Source organism: Candidatus Accumulibacter propinquus (genome assembly GCF_056856495.1).
The window spans coordinates 319914-337507 of sequence record NZ_JBSEHC010000002.1; the positions used below are offsets into that span (position 1 = coordinate 319914).

Sequence of the window (17594 nt, forward strand, 5' to 3'; positions counted from 1 at the left end):
GGAGCCATCGCACGGGGCCGGGTTTACTCGTGCCGGGGAATGTGTTGTGATAGGGCGACGCGTGCCGGCTGTCGGTGACCACGCACCAGGCAGGCATGTCGCGGCTGCGGCTCGCGCGACGCGTTCTCGAAACGACCCGTGTACACTCTCTATCCAGATCATTTCAATATCCCGGAGGCACTTCTCATGAAAACCCGCTTGCTCGTCCTTTCCGCCATGCTGGCCATCGCCGTTGCAGCCTGCGACAACAAACCAAAGGCCACCACCGAATCCGGGCAGAAGGCCGAGGAATCGGCCAAGAAGGCCGGCGCAGCCGTTGGCGCGGCGGCTGAGGCCACCAAGGAAGCCGCCAAGGACGCGGCCGTCGCAGCCAAGGAGAGTGCGGTCGGCGCGACAGCCGCTGCCAAGGAGGCCACCAAAGAGGCCGTCGAGGCGACCAAGGAGGCCGGCAAGGAAATGGTGGTCAAGGCCGCCGACGCCACCAAGGCCGCCGTGTCGAAGTAAGTTTCGGCCGCCCAGGAAGGCAAGACAAGCGCTTCCTGCGATGCGCGGCCGTACATCAGGCCTCGCAGACCAGGTCGCCTGGCGTCGCCGGGTCGCTGTGGTCAGCATGCTGGGGCGGCGTTGTCGCCGCGACCCCTGCGCCTTGCCGGAAAGCTGACGAAGCTTGTGCTCGCAGACAAGGAAAGAACTCGCGGTCGGCACCGAGCATGTGCTTGGTGACCACCTCATAGGCCAGAAACTGGAAAACGTCGCCGACCCCCTGTTTGCCCGTGCGGTAGGCGTCGACCAGCGTCAGTCCCTGGAGGACGAGTTGTCGATGCAGCAGCACGTGTTCGGCGGTGCCGGGGAAACCGGCCGCCAGGATGACCGACTCCTCATCGTTGAAGTGCTGCAGCACGTCGGCCAGCAGGCGGTCGATGATCTCGTCTACGCTGGCCGCGGCTTGTCCGGAGAGGATGGCCGACAGCAGTTCGTTGGCGTCCGCAAAAAGCAGTCGGTGACCGCGGTCGACGAGTTCGTCGCCGCATTCGTACGCCGCGTGCCAGACCAGTTGCACGAAACTTCCGATGACGTAATCCTTCATGCTGTCCGTGGTCGTCGCCTGTGGTGCGACCTGGACCTGGTTCCTGCCGGCACTCTTGGCCCGGTAAAGCGCTTGATCGGCGCGCTCGAACCACTCCTCCCAGGAGTCTTCGGGCCGGCATTCGGCAACTCCCATGCTGACCGTGAGTTGCCCTATGGCCATGAAGGTTGCGGCTGCGACCTGCTGACGCAGTCGTTCGGCAAGGATCGCCGCACTGGCCCGTCGGGTATCCGAGCACAGGATGACGAATTCCTCGCCTCCCCAACGGGCCAGTGAGTCGCTCCCGCGCAGTCGTCCCTGCAGCAACTCGGCCAAGGCCTGCAGCACCTGGTCGCCGGCGTGATGGCCGTTGTGGTCGTTGATCGCCTTGAAGAAATCGATATCGATGAGGATCATGCTCAACGGCTGACCATAGCGGTGGAGGCGATCCATTTCCTTGCGCGCGCACTCTTCGAGACGGCGCCGGTTCCAGGCACCGGTGAGTTTGTCGGTGCTGGCTACCTGCTCGAGTTCGATCACGGTTCGCTGCAATTGCTGGTTGACCTGTTGCAGCCGGTCGAGTGTCTGGTGCAGGGCCGAACTGGCTTGTGGCGAGGAGATCTCGTGGATGACCGAGGCAATCGACTGCAGACGCTGGTCGGTGCCCAGGACAGGGAGCTTCAGCCATAAATAGGGACGTCCCTGTTCACCACTGGCGGGGAGGTTGATCTCGACGCAGGCCGCTGGTGCTCCGTCAATGATGAGCTGGTCGCAGTGAGCGAGTCGTTCGACCCGATCTGCGGGCAGGAGGTCGCTCTCCGACCTTCCGGCCAACCGACCCGTGCCCTGGCACAGGAGTTGCTCGATGGCCTGGTTGGCGAGTCGGTAGCGTCCGTCCAGGCGTTTGATGCCGAACCCGACGCGCGAATTGGCCGGCATCAACAGCGACAGCAAACCCGAGATCGGGATTACGGCATGCCGCACAAGCTGGTCGATCTGCTCGATGTGATTCATCACCACGGCATCCCGGCCGGTTTGGCTTCGGCACCGGCGGCTGACGTCGGCTGCGGCCTCAACGGCTTGCTTCAGGCTGTGGACGCGGTGCAAGGATGACCCGATTGCGTCCCTGCATTTTGGCGGTGTACAACGCACGATCCGCGCGGGCCACGAATTCGCTGCCGGATTCGCCGCCGAGGTAGTCGGCGACACCGATCGAGACGGACATGTTGCCGATCAGCGCTTCCTTGTCGCCACTGCGCCGCACCCGGCTGGAGAAGACCAGCGCCCGCAGGGCCTCGGCCAGGCCAACGGCGCCGCCGCGCGGTGTTGTCGGCAGGATCACCGCGAACTCCTCGCCGCCGTAGCGCGCCGCCGTGTCCTTGCCCTTGACATTGGCCCTGAGGATCTGTCCGACCTTGGCCAGGACCCGGTCGCCGAAGACGTGTCCGTGCGCGTCGTTGATGCGTTTGAAATTGTCGATATCGATCATCAACAGGCACGGACCGGACAGGTCCGGCTGCGCCTCGGCCAGGCAGGCCGCCAGCGCAAGATCGAAGCTCTTGCGGTTGGCCAGCCCGGTCAGGGCGTCGATCAGCGCCTCTTCGCGCGCGCGCGCGACCTCCTGCCGGAGCTGTTGCGCTTCGCGGGTACTCTCCGCGAGCTGCTCCTGCAGCCTGCTGATCGCGCCCTGCATCTCGCGGGTGCCGCGCAGGATGTCCTCGACGCCGGCGGCCAGCGGTCCGGGGGAGTCTACAGGGCGCAGCAGGGTATCCGTCCAGCGTTCCAGCGAACTGCCGTAGCGGGACGCCTGATCGACCGCCTCCGCCGCGGAATCGGAAACCTGGCCGACGATTTGGCTGACGCTGTCGCCGATGCGCAAGGCGGTCTTCGAGTCGAGCTCGGCCAGGTAGCGGTCATACAGTGCGTAGGTCGCCTCGTCGTCGAGCGGCCCCTCGTCGCCGAGGTGGTTATCGATCGCGGCCTGCAGCGCCGGGTTGAGATTCGCCACGTACTCGTACCAGATGGCATAACTCGCCGGATGCAGGCCGGCTTTCTGCTTGGTCATTTGCTTCAGTGCCAGACGCAGATAGTCTGCGCTCTGGGCGCTGCTGTGGCGATACTTCATCGTCGGTTTCTCTCTGTTGGGTCTGGCTGACCGGCCATTCTCCACGAAGCCAGTTTCTCGCTGTCGGGGGCAGGGTGAATCTGCAGCCGCGGCGCTGCCGGCGTCGCGGGCGGCAGCAGGCGACTGGACAAACCGGCTTGTAGTTTAGGGCATTTTGCTCGTTGCAGGAATTCGAACTGGGCGCGGGTCTTGGCGCCATCGGCAATCACCTCCAGCTCCAGCCTGTGCGCCGTGGCCATGATCGCCGTGCCGGTTCCGGCAGCGATGACACGGTGCAAGCCGATTGAAAAGTGCCTGACATACGATCAGTTGAGTTTCAGGGCAATCGACAGACTGCGGAAGCGGCTGGTCATGCGCTGGTCCTTTCACGGGCGGGGATGGCAGAGTACTACGGTGCCGGCGGCGCAGGCGGGGGTCACTCGGCGGTCTGCGCCAACAGTCCGCGATCGAAGCGGTCGCCGCGGCGCAGCAGCGCTGCGAAGTCATCGGCCGCGATCGGCGGCGAATACAGGTAACCCTGCTGGATCGGGCAGCCGTGGGCCAGCAGAAAGCCGGCCTGCGCGCGGGTCTCGACGCCCTCGGCGACCACCTGCATGCCGAATCGACGTCCGAGTTCGATCACCGACAGGGCGATGGCGGCGTCCTTGTCGCCCAGGGTCACGTCGGTGATGAACGATCGGTCGATTTTCAACTCGTCGAGCGGAAAACGCTTGAGATAGCTCAACGAGGAATAACCGGTCCCGAAATCGTCGAGCGACAAGCCGAAGCCCTTCTCGCGCAAGCGGTTCAGGCGGGCGATGGTGCTCTCGGCATCGACCATCAGCAGCGATTCGGTCAGTTCGAGCAGCAGTTGCCCTGGCGACACGCCTGCCCGGCGTAGCGCGTCATCCAGTCGGTCGGCGATGTCTTCCTGCAGGAAGCTTGGGCTGGCCAGATTGATCGACAGGCGCAGCGGCGGCAGGCCGGCGTCCTGCCACTGCCGCAACTGGCGTGCGGCAGCGGTCACCACCCAGTCACCGAGCGCGACGATCAGTCCCGATTCCTCGGCCAGGCCGATGAACTGATCCGGTCCGAGCAGGCCGCGTTGCGGATGCTGCCAGCGTACCAGTGCCTCGGCGCCGATCAACCGGCCGCTGCCGGCGTCGACCTTGGGCTGAAAGTGCAGGCGCAATTCGTCGTTGCCGATCGCTCGTCGCAGCGCGTTTTCCAGCCCGAGCTTGACGCTGGCCGCGGCATTCATCTCTTTATCGAAAAAATGGCAGGTCGAAGGGCCGGTCGCCTTCGCGGCGTACATCGCCTGCTCGGCGTGCCGCCATAGTGTCTCGACCGTCTTGCCGTCGCGGGGAAAGACGGCAATGCCGATACTGGCGGTGAGCACGATTTCGCTGCCGCCGAGCAACAGCGGCAGCGAAATCGTCTTCAGCAAGCGTTCGGCGACCAGCGCGGCGTGGCTGGCCGCGCGGACTTCGAGCACCAGCACCGTGAAGGCATCACCGTCGATGCGCGCCACGACTTCGGCGGTACGCATCGGCGGTTTCAGTGCCAGCAGGTCGGCGCCGCGGACCTCCGCGCGCAGCCGTTCGGCAAGCGTGCATAGCAACTGATCACCGGCAGCGTCGCCGAGCGCATCGTTGACCGTCTTGAAATGGTCGATGTCGAGATACAGGATCGCGCACGCGCTCTTGTCGCGGCGGGAGCGTTCGAGTTCGACCTCGACCAGTTGGCTGAAGAACTGCCGGTTGGCCAGGCCGGTCAGCCCGTCGTGCAAGGCCATGTGCTGGATGCGCCGCTGCGCCTCGACGCGCTCGGTGATGTCCTGCGTGACGCCTTCGATCGTGATGATGCGACCGCTGCCGTCGCGGACCGCGACCGCCTGTTCGAAAACCTCGCAAAGAGTGGCGTCTGGTCGATCGATGCCGTAGGTCAGCTGGTAGGCGGTACCTTCGAAGAGCAGCGCCTGGCGAGCAGCGCCGACGGTGGCGCGATCACTTTCGCGGACCATGTCGAGGAACCTCTCGGGCGTCGCCGCGCCGGCCAGCTTCCAGTCGCCACTGAAGATCTGCTGCAGTTCGTCGGACCATGAGAATCGCTGCTCGGCGATCGACCATTCCCAACTGCCCATCCGCGCCAGGCGTTGGGCGTGTGCCAGTCGCTGCTGGCTGTGCGTCACGAGGGCGATGGCGTGGCTGGCGCGCAGACCATAACGCACACGTTGCGTCAGCAACAGCCAGTTGATCGGCTTGGTGATGAAGTCGGTGGCGCCGGCGCGGTAGGCGCGTTCGATCGATTCGCTGTCGTTGAGGCCGGTGAGCATCAGGATCGGCAACCATTGGCCGCGCGGGTGCCGGCGCAGACGTTCGCAAACCGTATAGCCGTCGATGCCCGGCATCAGCACATCGAGCAGCATCAGGTCGAAGGGGCTTTCCTCGAACACGCGCAGCGCCTGTTCACCGCAGTCGGCTTCGCTGACCTCGAAGCCGGCGTGTCGCAGCGATTCTGCGGCCAGCATGCGGATCATCGCGTCGTCATCGACGAGCAGCACGCGCCCGTGTTCAGGCTGTGTTTTCATCTGCCTCCGCCCTTGTTCTCGGAGGCTGCAGCGGCGAGTGCACGATGTCGCGTCAACGCCTGTTCGAAATCGGCGTACGCGCGTCGCAACATATCCGGCCAGTCGGCGGTGGTCGGCTGACCGGCGCGCAGCAACAACTCCAGTCGCTTCGCCTGCTCCGACAGCGCCAGGGCGCCGATCGTCGCACTCGACGACTTGAGCGTATGAGCCGCACGCTGCAGTGCCGGCGCGTCGCCCCGGTTGGCGGCGTCGTCAATCTCCGCCAGCAATTTGACGGCATTCTGGACGAACAGGTCGAGGACCCGGTCGGCGAACCCAGGATTGCTGCCGTCGGCAACCATCGGCAGCGACTGGACGACGCTGGGGTCGAAAAGCAACACTTCGCGCCGCTCGCGAAGCGCCGCCTCGGCGGCGCGCGGAGGGCCGGCGCCGTCGGCAGGCAGTTGCGTCCGCAGGTGACGTTCGAGAGCGGCAGTCAGTTGCGCCCGGTTGATCGGTTTCGCCAGATAGTCGTTCATGCCGGCAGTCAGGCAAGCTTCGCGGTCGCCGGCCAGGGCGTTGGCCGTCAGGGCAATGATCGGCAATGGGCTGCGACCGGCGGCCTGCTCGATGGTACGAATCCGACGCGTCGCTTCGAAGCCGTCCATCACCGGCATCTGGCAATCCATCAGGATTGCGTCATAGGCCGTGGTGCGCACCGCGGTTACGGCCTGCGCGCCGTCGTGTGCCAGATCGACCTCGCAGCCGAGGCTCCTGAGGATGGCGCCGGAGATTTCGCGATTGACCTCGTTGTCCTCGACGAGCAGCACGCGTCCGCCGACGCGCGTGCCTGCGGCGGGCAACGATGCCTGCGGCGGCAGTGCGCCGTGATGGCGCACGGCGGATTGCCGGAACCAGAAGGTCGAGCCGCATCCTTCCTCGCTCTCGAAGCCGACTTCACCTTCCATGCGCTGCGCCAGTTCGCGGATGATGACCAGGCCGAGGCCGGTGCCGCCAAACTTGCGGGTCGTCGAATTGTCGGCCTGGGTGAAGGGGGTGAAGAGCTTCTCGCCGGTGGCGCGCGCGATGCCGACGCCGGTGTCGCTGACCGCGTAACAGATCCGGCAGCGCGCCTGATCAGTGCTGTCCTGGTTTGCGGGGGAGGGCTCGCAAGTGAGCGAGAGGAAGATCGTGCCGCGCTCGGTAAACTTGACGGCGTTGCTCAACAGGTTGCTGAGGATCTGCTTGACCCGATAGGGGTCGCCGAGCACCGCCTCGGGCAGGTCCGGGGCGATCACCGCGCTCAGCAGGATGCCCTTCGCCGAGGCCATTTCGATGAACGGCTGCACGACTTCTTCCGCGAGTCGCCTCGGGCTGAAAGGGACGCATTCGAGTTCGAGCCGGTCGGACTCGATCTTCGACAGATCAAGGATGTTGTTGAGCAGGTGCATCAGCGACACGGCCGACATCCGCAAGGTATCGATCTGGCGGTGCTGCGCTTCGGAGAGCGGCGTATCGAGCAGCAGGTCGGCCATGCCGATGACGCCGTTCATCGGCGTGCGGATCTCGTGACTCATGTTGGCCAGGAAACGCGACTTGGCGACGTTGGCACTTTCGGCCTGTTCCTTGGCCAGCCGTAGTTGCGCGGTGCGCGATTCGACCTGCTTTTCGAGCGTGGCGCGGTGCTCCCGCAGTTCATCGTCGCGGCTCTCGACTTCATGCAGCATGGCGTTGAAGCCGCTGATCAGTTCGCCGACCTCGTCGCGGCGCTGGACCGGCAGGCGTTGCGAATAGTCATTGCCGCTGGCTACCAGCCGCATCACCCGCGTCAGGTCGAGAATCGGACCCGAAACCGAGCGCTGCAAGCGTGCGGCGAGCAGCAGCGCCGCACCGAAAGCGACCAGCGCGTCGGCGAAGACGAGCAGCATGCGGTGTGCGGTGGCGGTCCACATCGGCTTCAGGTCGGACACGATGCTGAGGGTGCCGATGACCTCCATGCCCTGCCGGATCGGGTAGTCGATCTTCAGCGAGTCGCTCCAGTAAGATCCGGAGACCATTGCCGTGCCGGCGCCGGGTTGTGTCGCTGCCGTGGCGGCCTGCGTGGTGGGGTAGTGCGCGAAGATCGCGCCGCTCGGCAGAGTGATCGCTCCGGAAAGGATTTCCGGGCGCGCGCGCAGGCCGGAGAGGGTTTCGCTGCCGGTGCGCCGATCATCGAAGGCGATCGCCGAGGCGCTGCTGGCGGCGAGAACCTCGGCCATGCCGGTCAACTTGGCCAGTTCGGCTTCGCGGTAGTTGTTGATCTCCGAGGCGGCAAACAGTAGCGTGCTGATCAGCAGGGCGGCGCCTGACGTCAGACCGATGATCAGCATCAGTTTGGCCTTCAGTGGCCGATCGGCAAAGCGCATCTCAGTTTTTTCCCTTGAAGTTCGCCAGGTTGCGTGCGAGTTTGAGCAGATTGGAACTGGCCTTGAGCTGCGCCTGCTCAAGCGCTTCGCGATTGACTTCGAACTGCAGCCTTCCTTCGCCCTGAACGATGCCGATTGCGCCGCCGACATCGATGAAGCCGTCGGCATCACTGACGGTCAACACCGTCTGGCCGGCGAGCGTGCGTAGTACATAGGCCAGGCGGCGGGTTTCCGCAGCGCCGATGAACAGCACATGACAGGGCCGCGTTTCGTCCACGTGGCCGAGCAATCGTACCGCTACCGGACGTCCTTGCGCCTGGCGGTTTTCCAGTGCCGTCAATGCGCTGCCGATCGAATCGCGGCCAAGCAGGCAGAACAACAAGGGCGCTTCCGGGGTGGCGAAAGTGCGTTCTGGCCACTCGACATAGCGCGCGAAGTTTAGCACGAAGGCGGCTTTGGCCTGCGGTTCGGCAAGGCTGCCCTGTGCCGGGGCGTTATTACTGAGCGCCATGGCGAGGGCGACTGCCGGGAGTGCAGCTGACCAGCGCCAGGCGACGGAAATCACGCCACCTGTTCTCAGAACTGCCACTTGGCCTTGACGTACATGCCGCGCTGCAGTTCGAGTTGCTGCGACGGCAGCAGACCGGGCACGAATTCCGGATGGCTGTGGTCGAGGAGGTTCTGCCCGACCAGCGACACTTCGAGATCGCGCGTCGGCCGCCACGCATAGCGCAGGTCGAGGGTGGTGTAAGCCGGAACGCCGAGTGGGGAATCCTTGTCACCGAGCCTGCTGACGTAGCGCAGCCAGAGGTCGAACTGCTGCCGGTCGGACAGCGACAGCGAAGAACGCAGCGAAAGTTGATGCTGCGGATCGCTGGCGTTGATGTTCTTCGCGTTGTTGACCGAGATCGGGTCGCCGCTTTTCGACGTGGCGGTCAGGCGCAGGAAGCTGTAACTCGGCTGGATTCGCCACCACGTCAACGGGTACCAGTCGAGCGCGACTTCCACGCCACTGGTCCGCGCCTTGATGCTGTTGTCCGGGATGATGTCCTGGATAAGGTGCGCTGCCGGCGCGAACGCAAGCTGTTGCGTGCCCAGCATCGCCGAGCGCAGGTCTGCGTACTGATTGTAGAAAGTGGCGACATCGGCGGACAGGTTGGCGGCGAATTGTTGTCGGTAACCGAGTTCGTAGGCGAGCACCGTTTCGACTTTCAACTGGTGGTCGTCAGGGATGTCATCAGCCGCTGACCGTTGCCGGTCACCCAGTCGCCACGAAACCCGACGCGTTCGGCGTGCCAGTAGTCGTTGCCGCTGCGGCCATCGGCGGTGACTGCCTGATCACGCGTGAAGGCTTTTCCCCAGACGCGGAAATGACCGTTGCCCGCCTCTCCCCCATGGCGAAAAGCGACCAGTGCGCGTTCCTCGGTACCGGCCGCGCCGACCAGCAGGTTGCCCTGCGTGTCGCGCGCCCGACGGGTGATGATGTTGATCGCCCCATTGACCGCGTTGGCGCCCCACATCGCCGCGCCCGGGCCACGCACCACCTCGATGCGGTCGATGTCTTCGAGCAGCGTGTCCTGGTCCTCCCAGACGACGCCGGAAAACAGCGGTGAGTAGATACTGCGCCCGTCCATCAATACCAGCAGCTTGTTGCCCCAGCGGTCGTTGAAGCCGCGGATGCTGACCGCCCAGCGGTTGTTGGCGAGGCTGGCGTCGTTGACCCCGGGGGCCATGCGCAAGGCCTCGGGAATGCTGGTTGCACCCGAACGTTCGATGTCCTCGCGGCTGATGACGAACACCGCCGCGGCGACATCGTGCAGGCGTTCGGCCTTGCGTGAGACGCTGGTGACCTCGACGCCGAGCAGTTCCTCGAGACCGATGTCCGGGGGGTCCTGCGCGTCGGCGGCGGTGACCGAGGCGCAGCCCAGGGCCAGTACGATGGCCAGGGGAAGGAATCGCAACGTGCCAGGAGGACGCCGTTCCCTTGTTATTTCTCCATCCGGGGTTGGGCAGGATTGTAGGGATAGTCCACTTCCGGCGCCACCGACTATGGCTTGATCGCCAAGACAGCATGTCGTAGCAGGGCGCCGAGCAGGATTGCCGCGAGCAGCAGACTGAGCGCCGAGGCCAGCCAGAAGCCGGCGACGCCCATTGGCTGGCTGATTCGGAAGGCCAGCCACCAGCCGCCGAAAAGGCCGACGCCCCAGAAGCAGGCGAGGTGCACCAGCATCGGCGCGAAGGCGATCCGGTAGCCGCGCAGGGCGTGCGCGGCAACGGTCTGCACGGCGTCGAAGACCTGGTACAGGGCCACATAGCCGAGCAGTCCCAGGGCCACCGTCTGCACGGCCGGGTCGTCGGTGTAGGCGGCGACGAGTGGCCCGGCGATCGACCACAACAGCAGCCCGAGCAGCGCCGACAGGCCACCGGCCAGCAGCATGCCGGCGGCGATCGACGATTCGGCGCGTCGCCAGTCACGCGCGCCGGCTGCCTGTCCGACCTGCGCCAGGGTGGCGACGGCCAGTGCCAGAGGCAGCATGTAGCAGATCGCGGCGAGGTTGGCGACGATGCGGTGGCCGGCCAGTACCGTTGCTCCGAGCTGTGCGACGAACAAGGCCATCAGCGTGAACGAGGAAATCTCGACGAAATGCGAACAGCCCATGGGCAATCCGAGCCGCAGCAGATCGTGCAGCGCCTTGCGGCGCGGTGGTTGCCAGCCGCTGAACAGCCGATAGGGCCGCAATGGCCTGCCGCAGGCCATGTAGCCCGCCGCACAGAGCATTGAGAAGCATCCCACGCTGGCGTTCGACAGACCACAGCCGAGCACGCCGAGCGCTTCGCCTCCCCAGCGGCCGGTGACCAGCAAGTAGGCCAGTACGGCGTGCAGCAGGGTGTTGCCGATGCTGATCAGCAACAGCGGTCGAGGCCTGCCGAGGGCGTTGCAGAAAGCGTGGAAGGTCCGGTAGAGCAGGACTGCCGGCAGGCCGATGGCGAGCAGGCCCAGGTAGGCGCGGGCCTTGCCTTCGACCTCCGGGTCGATCCGCGACAGTGCCAGCAGGGGATCCGGGTGGAGCAGAATCAGCACGCCGGGCACGCTCAGCAGCAGCGCCAGCCACAGCGCCTGCTGCAGGGCTGCGGCGATCTGCTCGTCGTGGCCGGCGCCGTGCAGGTGCGCGACGGTCGGTGCGACGGCCTGCAGGATGCCGGCCAACGCAAACAGCACCGAGATGTAGATGCCGCCGCCCACCGCCACCGCGGCCAGATCGGCAGTCCCGTAGTGGCCGAGCAGGACGGTGTCGATGACCATCATGCCCATCGAAGCCAGGTGCGCGACCAGCATCGGCAGCGCGTGCGCGAGAATCCGTCGGAACTGCTGCGCTAACATGCGCTAGACCGTCGCCTCGGCGCTGCGACACGCCTGCCGAAGCTTTTGCTGCCGGCGGCTTCCCGGATCTCGGCAAGGCGAGCGCACGCGCGCCAACGAGCAGGCGTGCGAGTGGCGCGATCGAAGGTATGGATCAGCATGCGGGACGAAGGCAGCTCGGAAGTCCCTGCAGGCTACCGGATTTTGCGGCTGAGCGGGGGCACGACGCCGGTAAAGGCGGATTTTGCTGCGGCTGCGCGAAGTTTCTGCCCGGATTCCGACGCTGCGGGTTGAAACACAACCGCGCTTGTAATAGGGTTTCGACTTTTGCCCAGCAGGGAGACGCGCAAAATGGTCGCAGCCGCCAGCACTACCGCCTACGAAGCCATCGAAACCGCCAGCCGCGACGAGATCGCCACGCTGCAGATCGAGCGCCTGCGCTGGTCGCTGCGGCACGCCTACGATCATGTCGACCATTACCGCCGCAAGTTCGATGCGCACGGCGTGCATCCCGACGATCTGAAAACGCTCGACGACTTGCGCAAGTTCCCATTCACGACCAAGGCCGATCTGCGCGACAACTACCCCTTCGCGATGTTCGCCGTACCGCGCGACCAGGTGGTGCGGGTGCATGCGTCTTCGGGCACCACCGGAAAGCCGACCGTGGTGGGCTATACGCAGAACGACATCGACATGTGGGCGACACTGATGGCGCGTTCGATCCACGCCGCCGGCGGGCGGCGCGGCGACATGGTGCACATCGGCTACGGTTACGGTCTGTTTACCGGCGGTCTCGGTGCGCACTACGGGGCCGAACGTCTGGGTTGCATGGTGATCCCGATGTCCGGTGGGCAAACCGAAAAACAGGTGCAGTTGATCGTCGACTTCAAGCCGGACATCATCATGGTGACGCCGTCGTATCTGCTCAACCTCGCCGACGAGTTCAAGAGGCAGGGCGTCAACCCGGCGTCGACCGGCATGCGGCTCGGCCTGTTCGGGGCCGAACCCTGGACGCAACAGATGCGCCTTGAAATCGAGGCCACTTTCGGCATTGACGCCATCGACCTCTATGGGCTGTCGGAAGTCATCGGCCCCGGCGTCGCCAGCGAATGCGTCGAAAGCAAGGACGGGCCGGTGATCTGGGAAGACCATTTCTACCCCGAAGTGATCGATCCGGCCAGCGGCGCGGTGCTTCCCGACGGCAGCTACGGCGAACTGGTGTTCACCTCGCTCTCCAAGGAGGCGCTGCCGATGATCCGCTACCGCACGCGCGACCTGACCTCCCTGCTGCCGCCGACGTCGCGCTCGATGCGGCGGATCGCCAAGATCACCGGCCGTTCGGACGACATGTTGATCATTCGCGGAGTCAACGTCTTTCCTTCGCAGATCGAGGAATTGATCCTCAAGCAGCCGAAGCTTTCGCCGCATTACCTGATCGAGGTCTGGCGCGACGGTCACCTCGACTCCTTTGCCGTCGACGTCGAACTCAAGCGCGAGTACCGCTACCTGCCGGCGGTCGACAAGGAGTACGTCGCGCATACGCTGCAACGCCACATCAAATCCTTTGTCGGTATCTCGACGGAGGTGCGCATCGTCGACATCGGCGGCATCGAACGCTCGCTCGGCAAGGCGCGGCGGGTCATCGACCGGCGGCCCGGCGAGTAATCAGGTCAGCAGGGCAGGGGAAATGAATTCGCTACGCTCTACGGATGGTCTGGTAAACTGCCGCAGGCGCTTTCCGACGCGGTGCGACCACCGAGCGGGGTACTGCTCAACCTGGCCTGCCTTGAGGGGCAATAAATGATGCTGAATTCAGGTTTGGCGCGCGCGCTGTGGCTCGCGCTGCTGACATTAGTGCTGGCCGGGACAAGTCGTGCGGAAGATCTGGTCATCCCCGGCAGCGGCAATCCGGAATATGTTCTCGGCCAGTTGGCGCAGGCGTTCAATGCGCGTCAGTCGCAACATCGGGTGGTGGTGCCGCCGTCTACCGGAACGGCGGGCGCCCTGCGCGACGTCGGGGAGGGCCTCTCGCCGCTGGGGCGCGTCGGGCGGATGCTCAAGGATGACGAGCGCAAGCAGGGTTTTCTTTATGTTTCGCTCGGTCGCGATCCGGTGGTCATCGCTGGCGGAGCCGGCGTCACCGTCCGCAACCTCAGCACCAGCCAGTTGGTCGACATCTACAGCGGCAAGATCACCAACTGGAGCGATCTCGGCGGCAAGGCGGCGCCGATTCGCGCGGTCGGACGCGAAAACTCCGACGCCAGTCGCCAGGCCGTCGCCAGAGTGATCAAAGCGTTCAAGGACATCACCTTCGGACCCGGTGTCAAGATCGTGAACCTCGACCCGCAGTTGCTCGCCTTGCTCGACCGTTACCCCAGCAGCCTCGGGTTCCTGAATCGTTCGGCGCTGGCCGCGTGCACCACCAAGGTGGTTCACCTGGCCCTCGACGGTGTCGATCCGACTCCGGAAAACCTCGAACGTGGGAGCTACCCGGCCTGGGTCGAACTCGGGCTGATCCACAAGCCGAATGGATTGACTCCCGCCGCCAGGGCTTTCCTCGATTTCATCCGTTCGCCCGAGGGAGAGCGCATGCTTCGTCGCTACGGCATCCTGCCTCCCGGCAGCCCGGGTTGACCGTCGGCGCATCGCAGCGCTCCCGATGCGCCGCTTCTCGCTCACCTTCACGCTGATTCTGGCTTTCGCGCTGTTGGTGGCGATCTCGCTATGGACCGCTTTCCAGGTATCCGGGAGAGCCCTGCAGGCGACCGTCGAAGCCGAGGAGCGCGACGAAATGCAGACCATCGGCCGCGTGCTCGAGGAACTCGTTGTCGAACATTCGTTGCGGGCCCGCCTAACGGCCCGTCTCACGGCCGGTCGGGACAGCCTCGGGGCGACGCTTGCCAATAACGCCCAGGGCAAAAGAACGACGACGCTGAGTGCGGTCGTTGATAGCGCGCGCGAGGCCAGCGAGATCGATCTCATCGAGGTGACCGACAGTCGGGAAGTGATCGTCTACCGGAGCCAGGAACCGGAACGACATGGCGATCGGTCGTCGAGTTGGGGCGTGTTCGAGGCGCTGGAAGGCGCCAGCCAGATGGTCAGCGACCTTGACGGCGGCGCCTTGACGCTGCGCGCCATCGAACCGATCCGTGTCCAGGACAGGATTGTCGGCACGGTCAGTGCCGGCGTCCGCGTGGATAACGCGCTGTTGGAGAGGCTGGGCCGGGAGTTGGGTGCCGATCTGTTTCTGGTGTCGAGGAACGGCGAGCGCCTGGCGGCGTCGACGAACCGGGTGCGCACGCTCGACCCGCTCCTGATTCAGGAAGCCCTGACCCAAAAGATCCCGGTTTACCGCCAGTCGCGTACCGCCCACGAAACCGCTGGCTATCTGCCGCTGACCATCATCGACAACGCCTACGTGATGGTCGCCGTGCTGGATAGTGCTGCCGCCTACCAACGCCTGGAGGATGCCAATCAACGTGCCGCCGGGTATGCGGTGGCCATCCTGGCGGTCAGCAGCGTGCTCGGCATTCTGCTATTGCGCTTGGTTCTCAGGCCGTTGCGGGCGCTGCGCAGGAAAGCCGAAGGAATGGCTGCCGAGATGACCGGCAGCAGCATCGCGGCGAACACCGGCAACGAGGTGCAGTCGGTAGTGAACGTTCTGGAGACCTTGACCGACCGTCTGTGGCGCGCAACAGCGAACTGGTCGAGGCCAGGCAGACCGCCGAGGCCGCCAGTCGCACCAAGTCGCAATTCCTGTCGAACATGAGCCACGAAATCCGTACGCCGCTCAACGGTATCCTGGGCATGGCCGAGGTCCTCGCGCGTACGCCCCTCAACGAGCAGCAGAACCGCTACCTGCACGCCATTACCAGCGCCGGGCGAGCGTTGCACGAACTGTTGGGCGACATTCTGGACCTGGCCAAGATCGAAGCCGGCAAGATCGTTCTCGAGCGCATCGACTTCGAACTCCAGACCGTGCTCGCCCAGTTCTCCGAGGTTTTTCGGGAGCTCGCGTCGGCGCGTGGGAATACCCTGCTGACCGACTTCCGAACCCCCGCCAGCCTGCCGCTGCACGGTGACCCGACACGGCTGCGCCAGGTGTTGTCGAACCTGATGACCAACGCCATCAAATTCACCGAGGGCGGCACGATTACGCTGACCGCCTCGAGAATCGATCCGCGTCCCGGCGATGCACGCGTCTGGTTGCGCTTCAGCGTCCGCGACACCGGCATCGGCATCGCGCCCGAGGCGATTGCCGGGTTGTTTCAGCCCTTCGTCCAGGCAGACCAGTCCACTACCCGTCGTTTCGGCGGCAGCGGGTTGGGCCTGGTGATCAGCAAGCATCTGGTCGAATTGATGGGGGGAACAATCAGTGCGGACAGCGTCGTCGGCGGCGGCAGCGTGTTCGCCATCGAACTGCCGTTTGCCGAAGCGGTGTCTCCGCCAGCCGAAGAGCCGGCAGAGCGCCGCCGCCTGCACAGGCTTGCGGCCCGGATTCTGGTTGCCGAGGACAACCCGGTGAATCAGGCGGTGATCGAAGCCATGCTCGGGCAGATCGGCGCCACCCCGACGATCGTCGAAAATGGTGCGCTGGCGATCGAGGCATTGAGCAAGGGCAGCTTCGATCTGGTGCTGATGGATTGCCAGATGCCGGTCATGGACGGCTATCGAGCGACTGCGACGATTCGCGCACTGCCGACTGCGGCGTCACGGGTGCCGATCCTGGCCCTTACCGCCAACGCACTCCCCGAGGATCGGCAGCGCTGCCTCGATGCCGGCATGAACGATTATCTGAGCAAGCCGATCCGCCTTGATCCGCTGCATGCCTGCCTGCTTCGCTGGCTGCCCGCAAGCGACGCCTCGCCGGGGACGTCGTCGCCTCCCGGGCCGGCCGTCGCTGCCGTTGTGTCTCCGGTCACGGCGCCGTCGAGCGCCGTGCTCGACCGCCACGCCCTGCTCGACAACCCGAGCTTCAACCGAGGCGGCAGCGGCGATCTGGTGCAGCGGGTAGTCGGTCTCTACCTGGGCGATGCACCGAACCTGCTCGCCGGCATCCGCAACCACCTGCCGGAGGGCGCCTGGCCGGAGCTTGCACGCGCAGCCCACAGCCTGAAGTCTTCGAGTGCCGCGGTTGGCCTGACGGCTGTTTCAGGCGGCGCTGCGCGCATCGAAGCACTCGCCAGAAGCGAGGACGGTCCCGGGATCGAGGTGGCCCTGGCCGCTCTCGGCGCCGACTTCGAGTTGGGCATTGCCGCGCTGCGGGCCGAACTTGAACACCGCGCCGGCACGCAGTCCACCGGCTGATGGTCGTCGGTCGCTGATCATTCCCGTCTTCCGGGAAAACTTGCCAGGCGGTCGGCAATTCCCTCGAACGCCTTTCGTCAGCGGTGCGCGAACGATCCAAAGTACGCTGCCACCGCCGGTGGCGGCCGCCGCGGCAGGGATGAATGTGCGTGCCCGCGATGGCCCCGTCACAATTGCTTACAAATCGCCGCCGTCTGCTCGTCATCGCCGGTAGTCCAGAAGCGTTACTTGGTTCATGAAAACCAATACGACCTCTCTCTGCATCGCACTCTGCCTGGCCCTGGGTGCATCCACTCCCGCTCTGGCGGATCGCGGTGGGCAGCGTGGCTATTATTATCAGCCGGCGCAGCACCGTGATTACCACCACGGCGGTTCGCGTGGATATGGCTGGGTCGCACCGGCAGCCGTACTGGCCATTACCGGACTCGCCGTCGGGCTCGCAGCCTCGACGTACTACGCACCACCCGTGCAGGTGGTGGCGCCACAGCCGGTCTATGTGCCGCCGCCGACCGCATACTGGAACTACTGCGGTTCCGCGGGGCAATATTATCCCAACGTCCGCTACTGTCCCGAAGGCTGGCAACTGGTTCCGGCGCGCTAGCCGCGCGAACAGCGGCAGGGGCGGCTTGCGGATTGTCCGCTGCATCGTATGTAGTGGACATTCTGAAGACCTCCGGGGTATGCTCCCGGCTGACGGCAAGGTTGGGGCTAGCTGTCAGTATCCTCGAGTAGTTGTGCAGGTCGTTGCGTCTGGCTTGGCAGGAACGATTCTGCGTGGACAG

The 17594-nt window shown here is 65.1% G+C and carries 14 protein-coding genes; 6 read left to right on the forward strand and 8 right to left on the reverse strand.

Annotated elements, in window-relative coordinates:
• Window positions 1-186: 186 nt before the first annotated feature.
• Complete coding sequence (locus AC15MQ_RS03995; RefSeq protein ID WP_287654641.1) at window positions 187-504, forward strand: hypothetical protein; 318 nt, start codon at window positions 187-189, stop codon at window positions 502-504.
• Between the two features lie 55 nt (window positions 505-559).
• Here AC15MQ_RS03995 and AC15MQ_RS04000 read toward each other — a convergent pair whose 3' ends face one another.
• From AC15MQ_RS04000 to AC15MQ_RS04035, 8 genes are all read right to left on the reverse strand, one after another.
• The gene (locus AC15MQ_RS04000) at window positions 560-2080 is read right to left on the reverse strand and encodes a diguanylate cyclase (RefSeq protein ID WP_483079392.1); all 1521 of its coding nucleotides are present in this window, start codon (window positions 2078-2080) and stop codon (window positions 560-562) included.
• A gap of 58 nt (window positions 2081-2138) precedes the next feature.
• Window positions 2139-3191, reverse strand: a complete 1053-nt coding sequence (locus tag AC15MQ_RS04005; protein ID WP_332335917.1) for a GGDEF domain-containing protein — start codon at window positions 3189-3191, stop codon at window positions 2139-2141.
• Window positions 3192-3606: 415 nt separating this feature from the next.
• Window positions 3607-5760, reverse strand: coding sequence for a putative bifunctional diguanylate cyclase/phosphodiesterase (locus AC15MQ_RS04010; protein ID WP_287654644.1), 2154 nt, complete (start codon window positions 5758-5760; stop codon window positions 3607-3609).
• A complete protein-coding gene (locus tag AC15MQ_RS04015) occupies window positions 5757-8144 on the reverse strand; it encodes a response regulator (RefSeq protein WP_483079393.1) in 2388 nt (795 codons plus the stop codon). Before AC15MQ_RS04015 ends, AC15MQ_RS04010 begins: the two co-directional genes overlap by 4 nt.
• Before the next feature lies 1 nt (window position 8145).
• Complete coding sequence (locus AC15MQ_RS04020; RefSeq protein WP_483079394.1) at window positions 8146-8709, reverse strand: TOL_0243 family YfiR-like periplasmic protein; 564 nt, start codon at window positions 8707-8709, stop codon at window positions 8146-8148.
• Between the two features lie 11 nt (window positions 8710-8720).
• The gene (locus tag AC15MQ_RS04025) at window positions 8721-9359 is read right to left on the reverse strand and encodes a TonB-dependent receptor domain-containing protein (RefSeq protein WP_287665821.1); all 639 of its coding nucleotides are present in this window, start codon (window positions 9357-9359) and stop codon (window positions 8721-8723) included.
• On the reverse strand, window positions 9356-10105 hold the full coding sequence (locus AC15MQ_RS04030) for a TonB-dependent receptor plug domain-containing protein (RefSeq protein WP_483079395.1): 750 nt from the start codon (window positions 10103-10105) through the stop codon (window positions 9356-9358). The genes AC15MQ_RS04025 and AC15MQ_RS04030 overlap by 4 nt, the downstream gene beginning before the upstream one ends.
• Before the next feature lie 86 nt (window positions 10106-10191).
• A complete protein-coding gene (locus AC15MQ_RS04035) occupies window positions 10192-11526 on the reverse strand; it encodes an MATE family efflux transporter (protein WP_483079396.1) in 1335 nt (444 codons plus the stop codon).
• 330 nt (window positions 11527-11856) lie between these two features.
• On the opposite strand from AC15MQ_RS04035, the gene paaK reads away from it, so the two are divergent.
• The 5 genes from paaK to AC15MQ_RS04060 all read left to right on the forward strand — a co-directional run bounded on the left by paaK (window position 11857) and on the right by AC15MQ_RS04060 (window position 17413).
• Window positions 11857-13170 carry a phenylacetate--CoA ligase PaaK gene (paaK, locus tag AC15MQ_RS04040; RefSeq protein ID WP_287665828.1) on the forward strand — a complete coding sequence of 438 codons (1314 nt, stop codon included), beginning with the start codon at window positions 11857-11859 and terminating at the stop codon, window positions 13168-13170.
• A gap of 135 nt (window positions 13171-13305) precedes the next feature.
• On the forward strand, window positions 13306-14139 hold the full coding sequence (locus AC15MQ_RS04045) for a substrate-binding domain-containing protein (RefSeq protein ID WP_483079397.1): 834 nt from the start codon (window positions 13306-13308) through the stop codon (window positions 14137-14139).
• Window positions 14140-14164: 25 nt separating this feature from the next.
• Window positions 14165-15274: a hypothetical protein gene (locus AC15MQ_RS04050; protein WP_483079398.1), complete on the forward strand. Its 1110-nt coding sequence runs from the start codon at window positions 14165-14167 to the stop codon at window positions 15272-15274.
• Window positions 15190-16812, forward strand: a complete 1623-nt coding sequence (locus AC15MQ_RS04055; RefSeq protein WP_483079399.1) for an ATP-binding protein — start codon at window positions 15190-15192, stop codon at window positions 16810-16812. Before AC15MQ_RS04050 ends, AC15MQ_RS04055 begins: the two co-directional genes overlap by 85 nt.
• 235 nt (window positions 16813-17047) lie before the next feature.
• Window positions 17048-17413 (forward strand): hypothetical protein, encoded by a 366-nt coding sequence (locus AC15MQ_RS04060; RefSeq protein ID WP_287654652.1) that lies wholly within the window; start codon window positions 17048-17050, stop codon window positions 17411-17413.
• Window positions 17414-17594 lie beyond the last annotated feature (181 nt).

Coding starts and splice junctions, on each gene's coding strand:
- AC15MQ_RS03995 (WP_287654641.1), top strand. CDS start 187: ATGAAAACCCGCTTGCTCGTCCTTTCCGCCATGCTGGCCATCGCCGTT.
- AC15MQ_RS04000 (WP_483079392.1), bottom strand. CDS start 2,080: ATGAATCACATCGAGCAGATCGACCAGCTTGTGCGGCATGCCGTAATC.
- AC15MQ_RS04005 (WP_332335917.1), bottom strand. CDS start 3,191: ATGAAGTATCGCCACAGCAGCGCCCAGAGCGCAGACTATCTGCGTCTG.
- AC15MQ_RS04010 (WP_287654644.1), bottom strand. CDS start 5,760: ATGAAAACACAGCCTGAACACGGGCGCGTGCTGCTCGTCGATGACGAC.
- AC15MQ_RS04015 (WP_483079393.1), bottom strand. CDS start 8,144: ATGCGCTTTGCCGATCGGCCACTGAAGGCCAAACTGATGCTGATCATC.
- AC15MQ_RS04035 (WP_483079396.1), bottom strand. CDS start 11,526: ATGTTAGCGCAGCAGTTCCGACGGATTCTCGCGCACGCGCTGCCGATG.
- paaK (WP_287665828.1), top strand. CDS start 11,857: ATGGTCGCAGCCGCCAGCACTACCGCCTACGAAGCCATCGAAACCGCC.
- AC15MQ_RS04045 (WP_483079397.1), top strand. CDS start 13,306: ATGATGCTGAATTCAGGTTTGGCGCGCGCGCTGTGGCTCGCGCTGCTG.
- AC15MQ_RS04050 (WP_483079398.1), top strand. CDS start 14,165: ATGCGCCGCTTCTCGCTCACCTTCACGCTGATTCTGGCTTTCGCGCTG.
- AC15MQ_RS04060 (WP_287654652.1), top strand. CDS start 17,048: ATGAAAACCAATACGACCTCTCTCTGCATCGCACTCTGCCTGGCCCTG.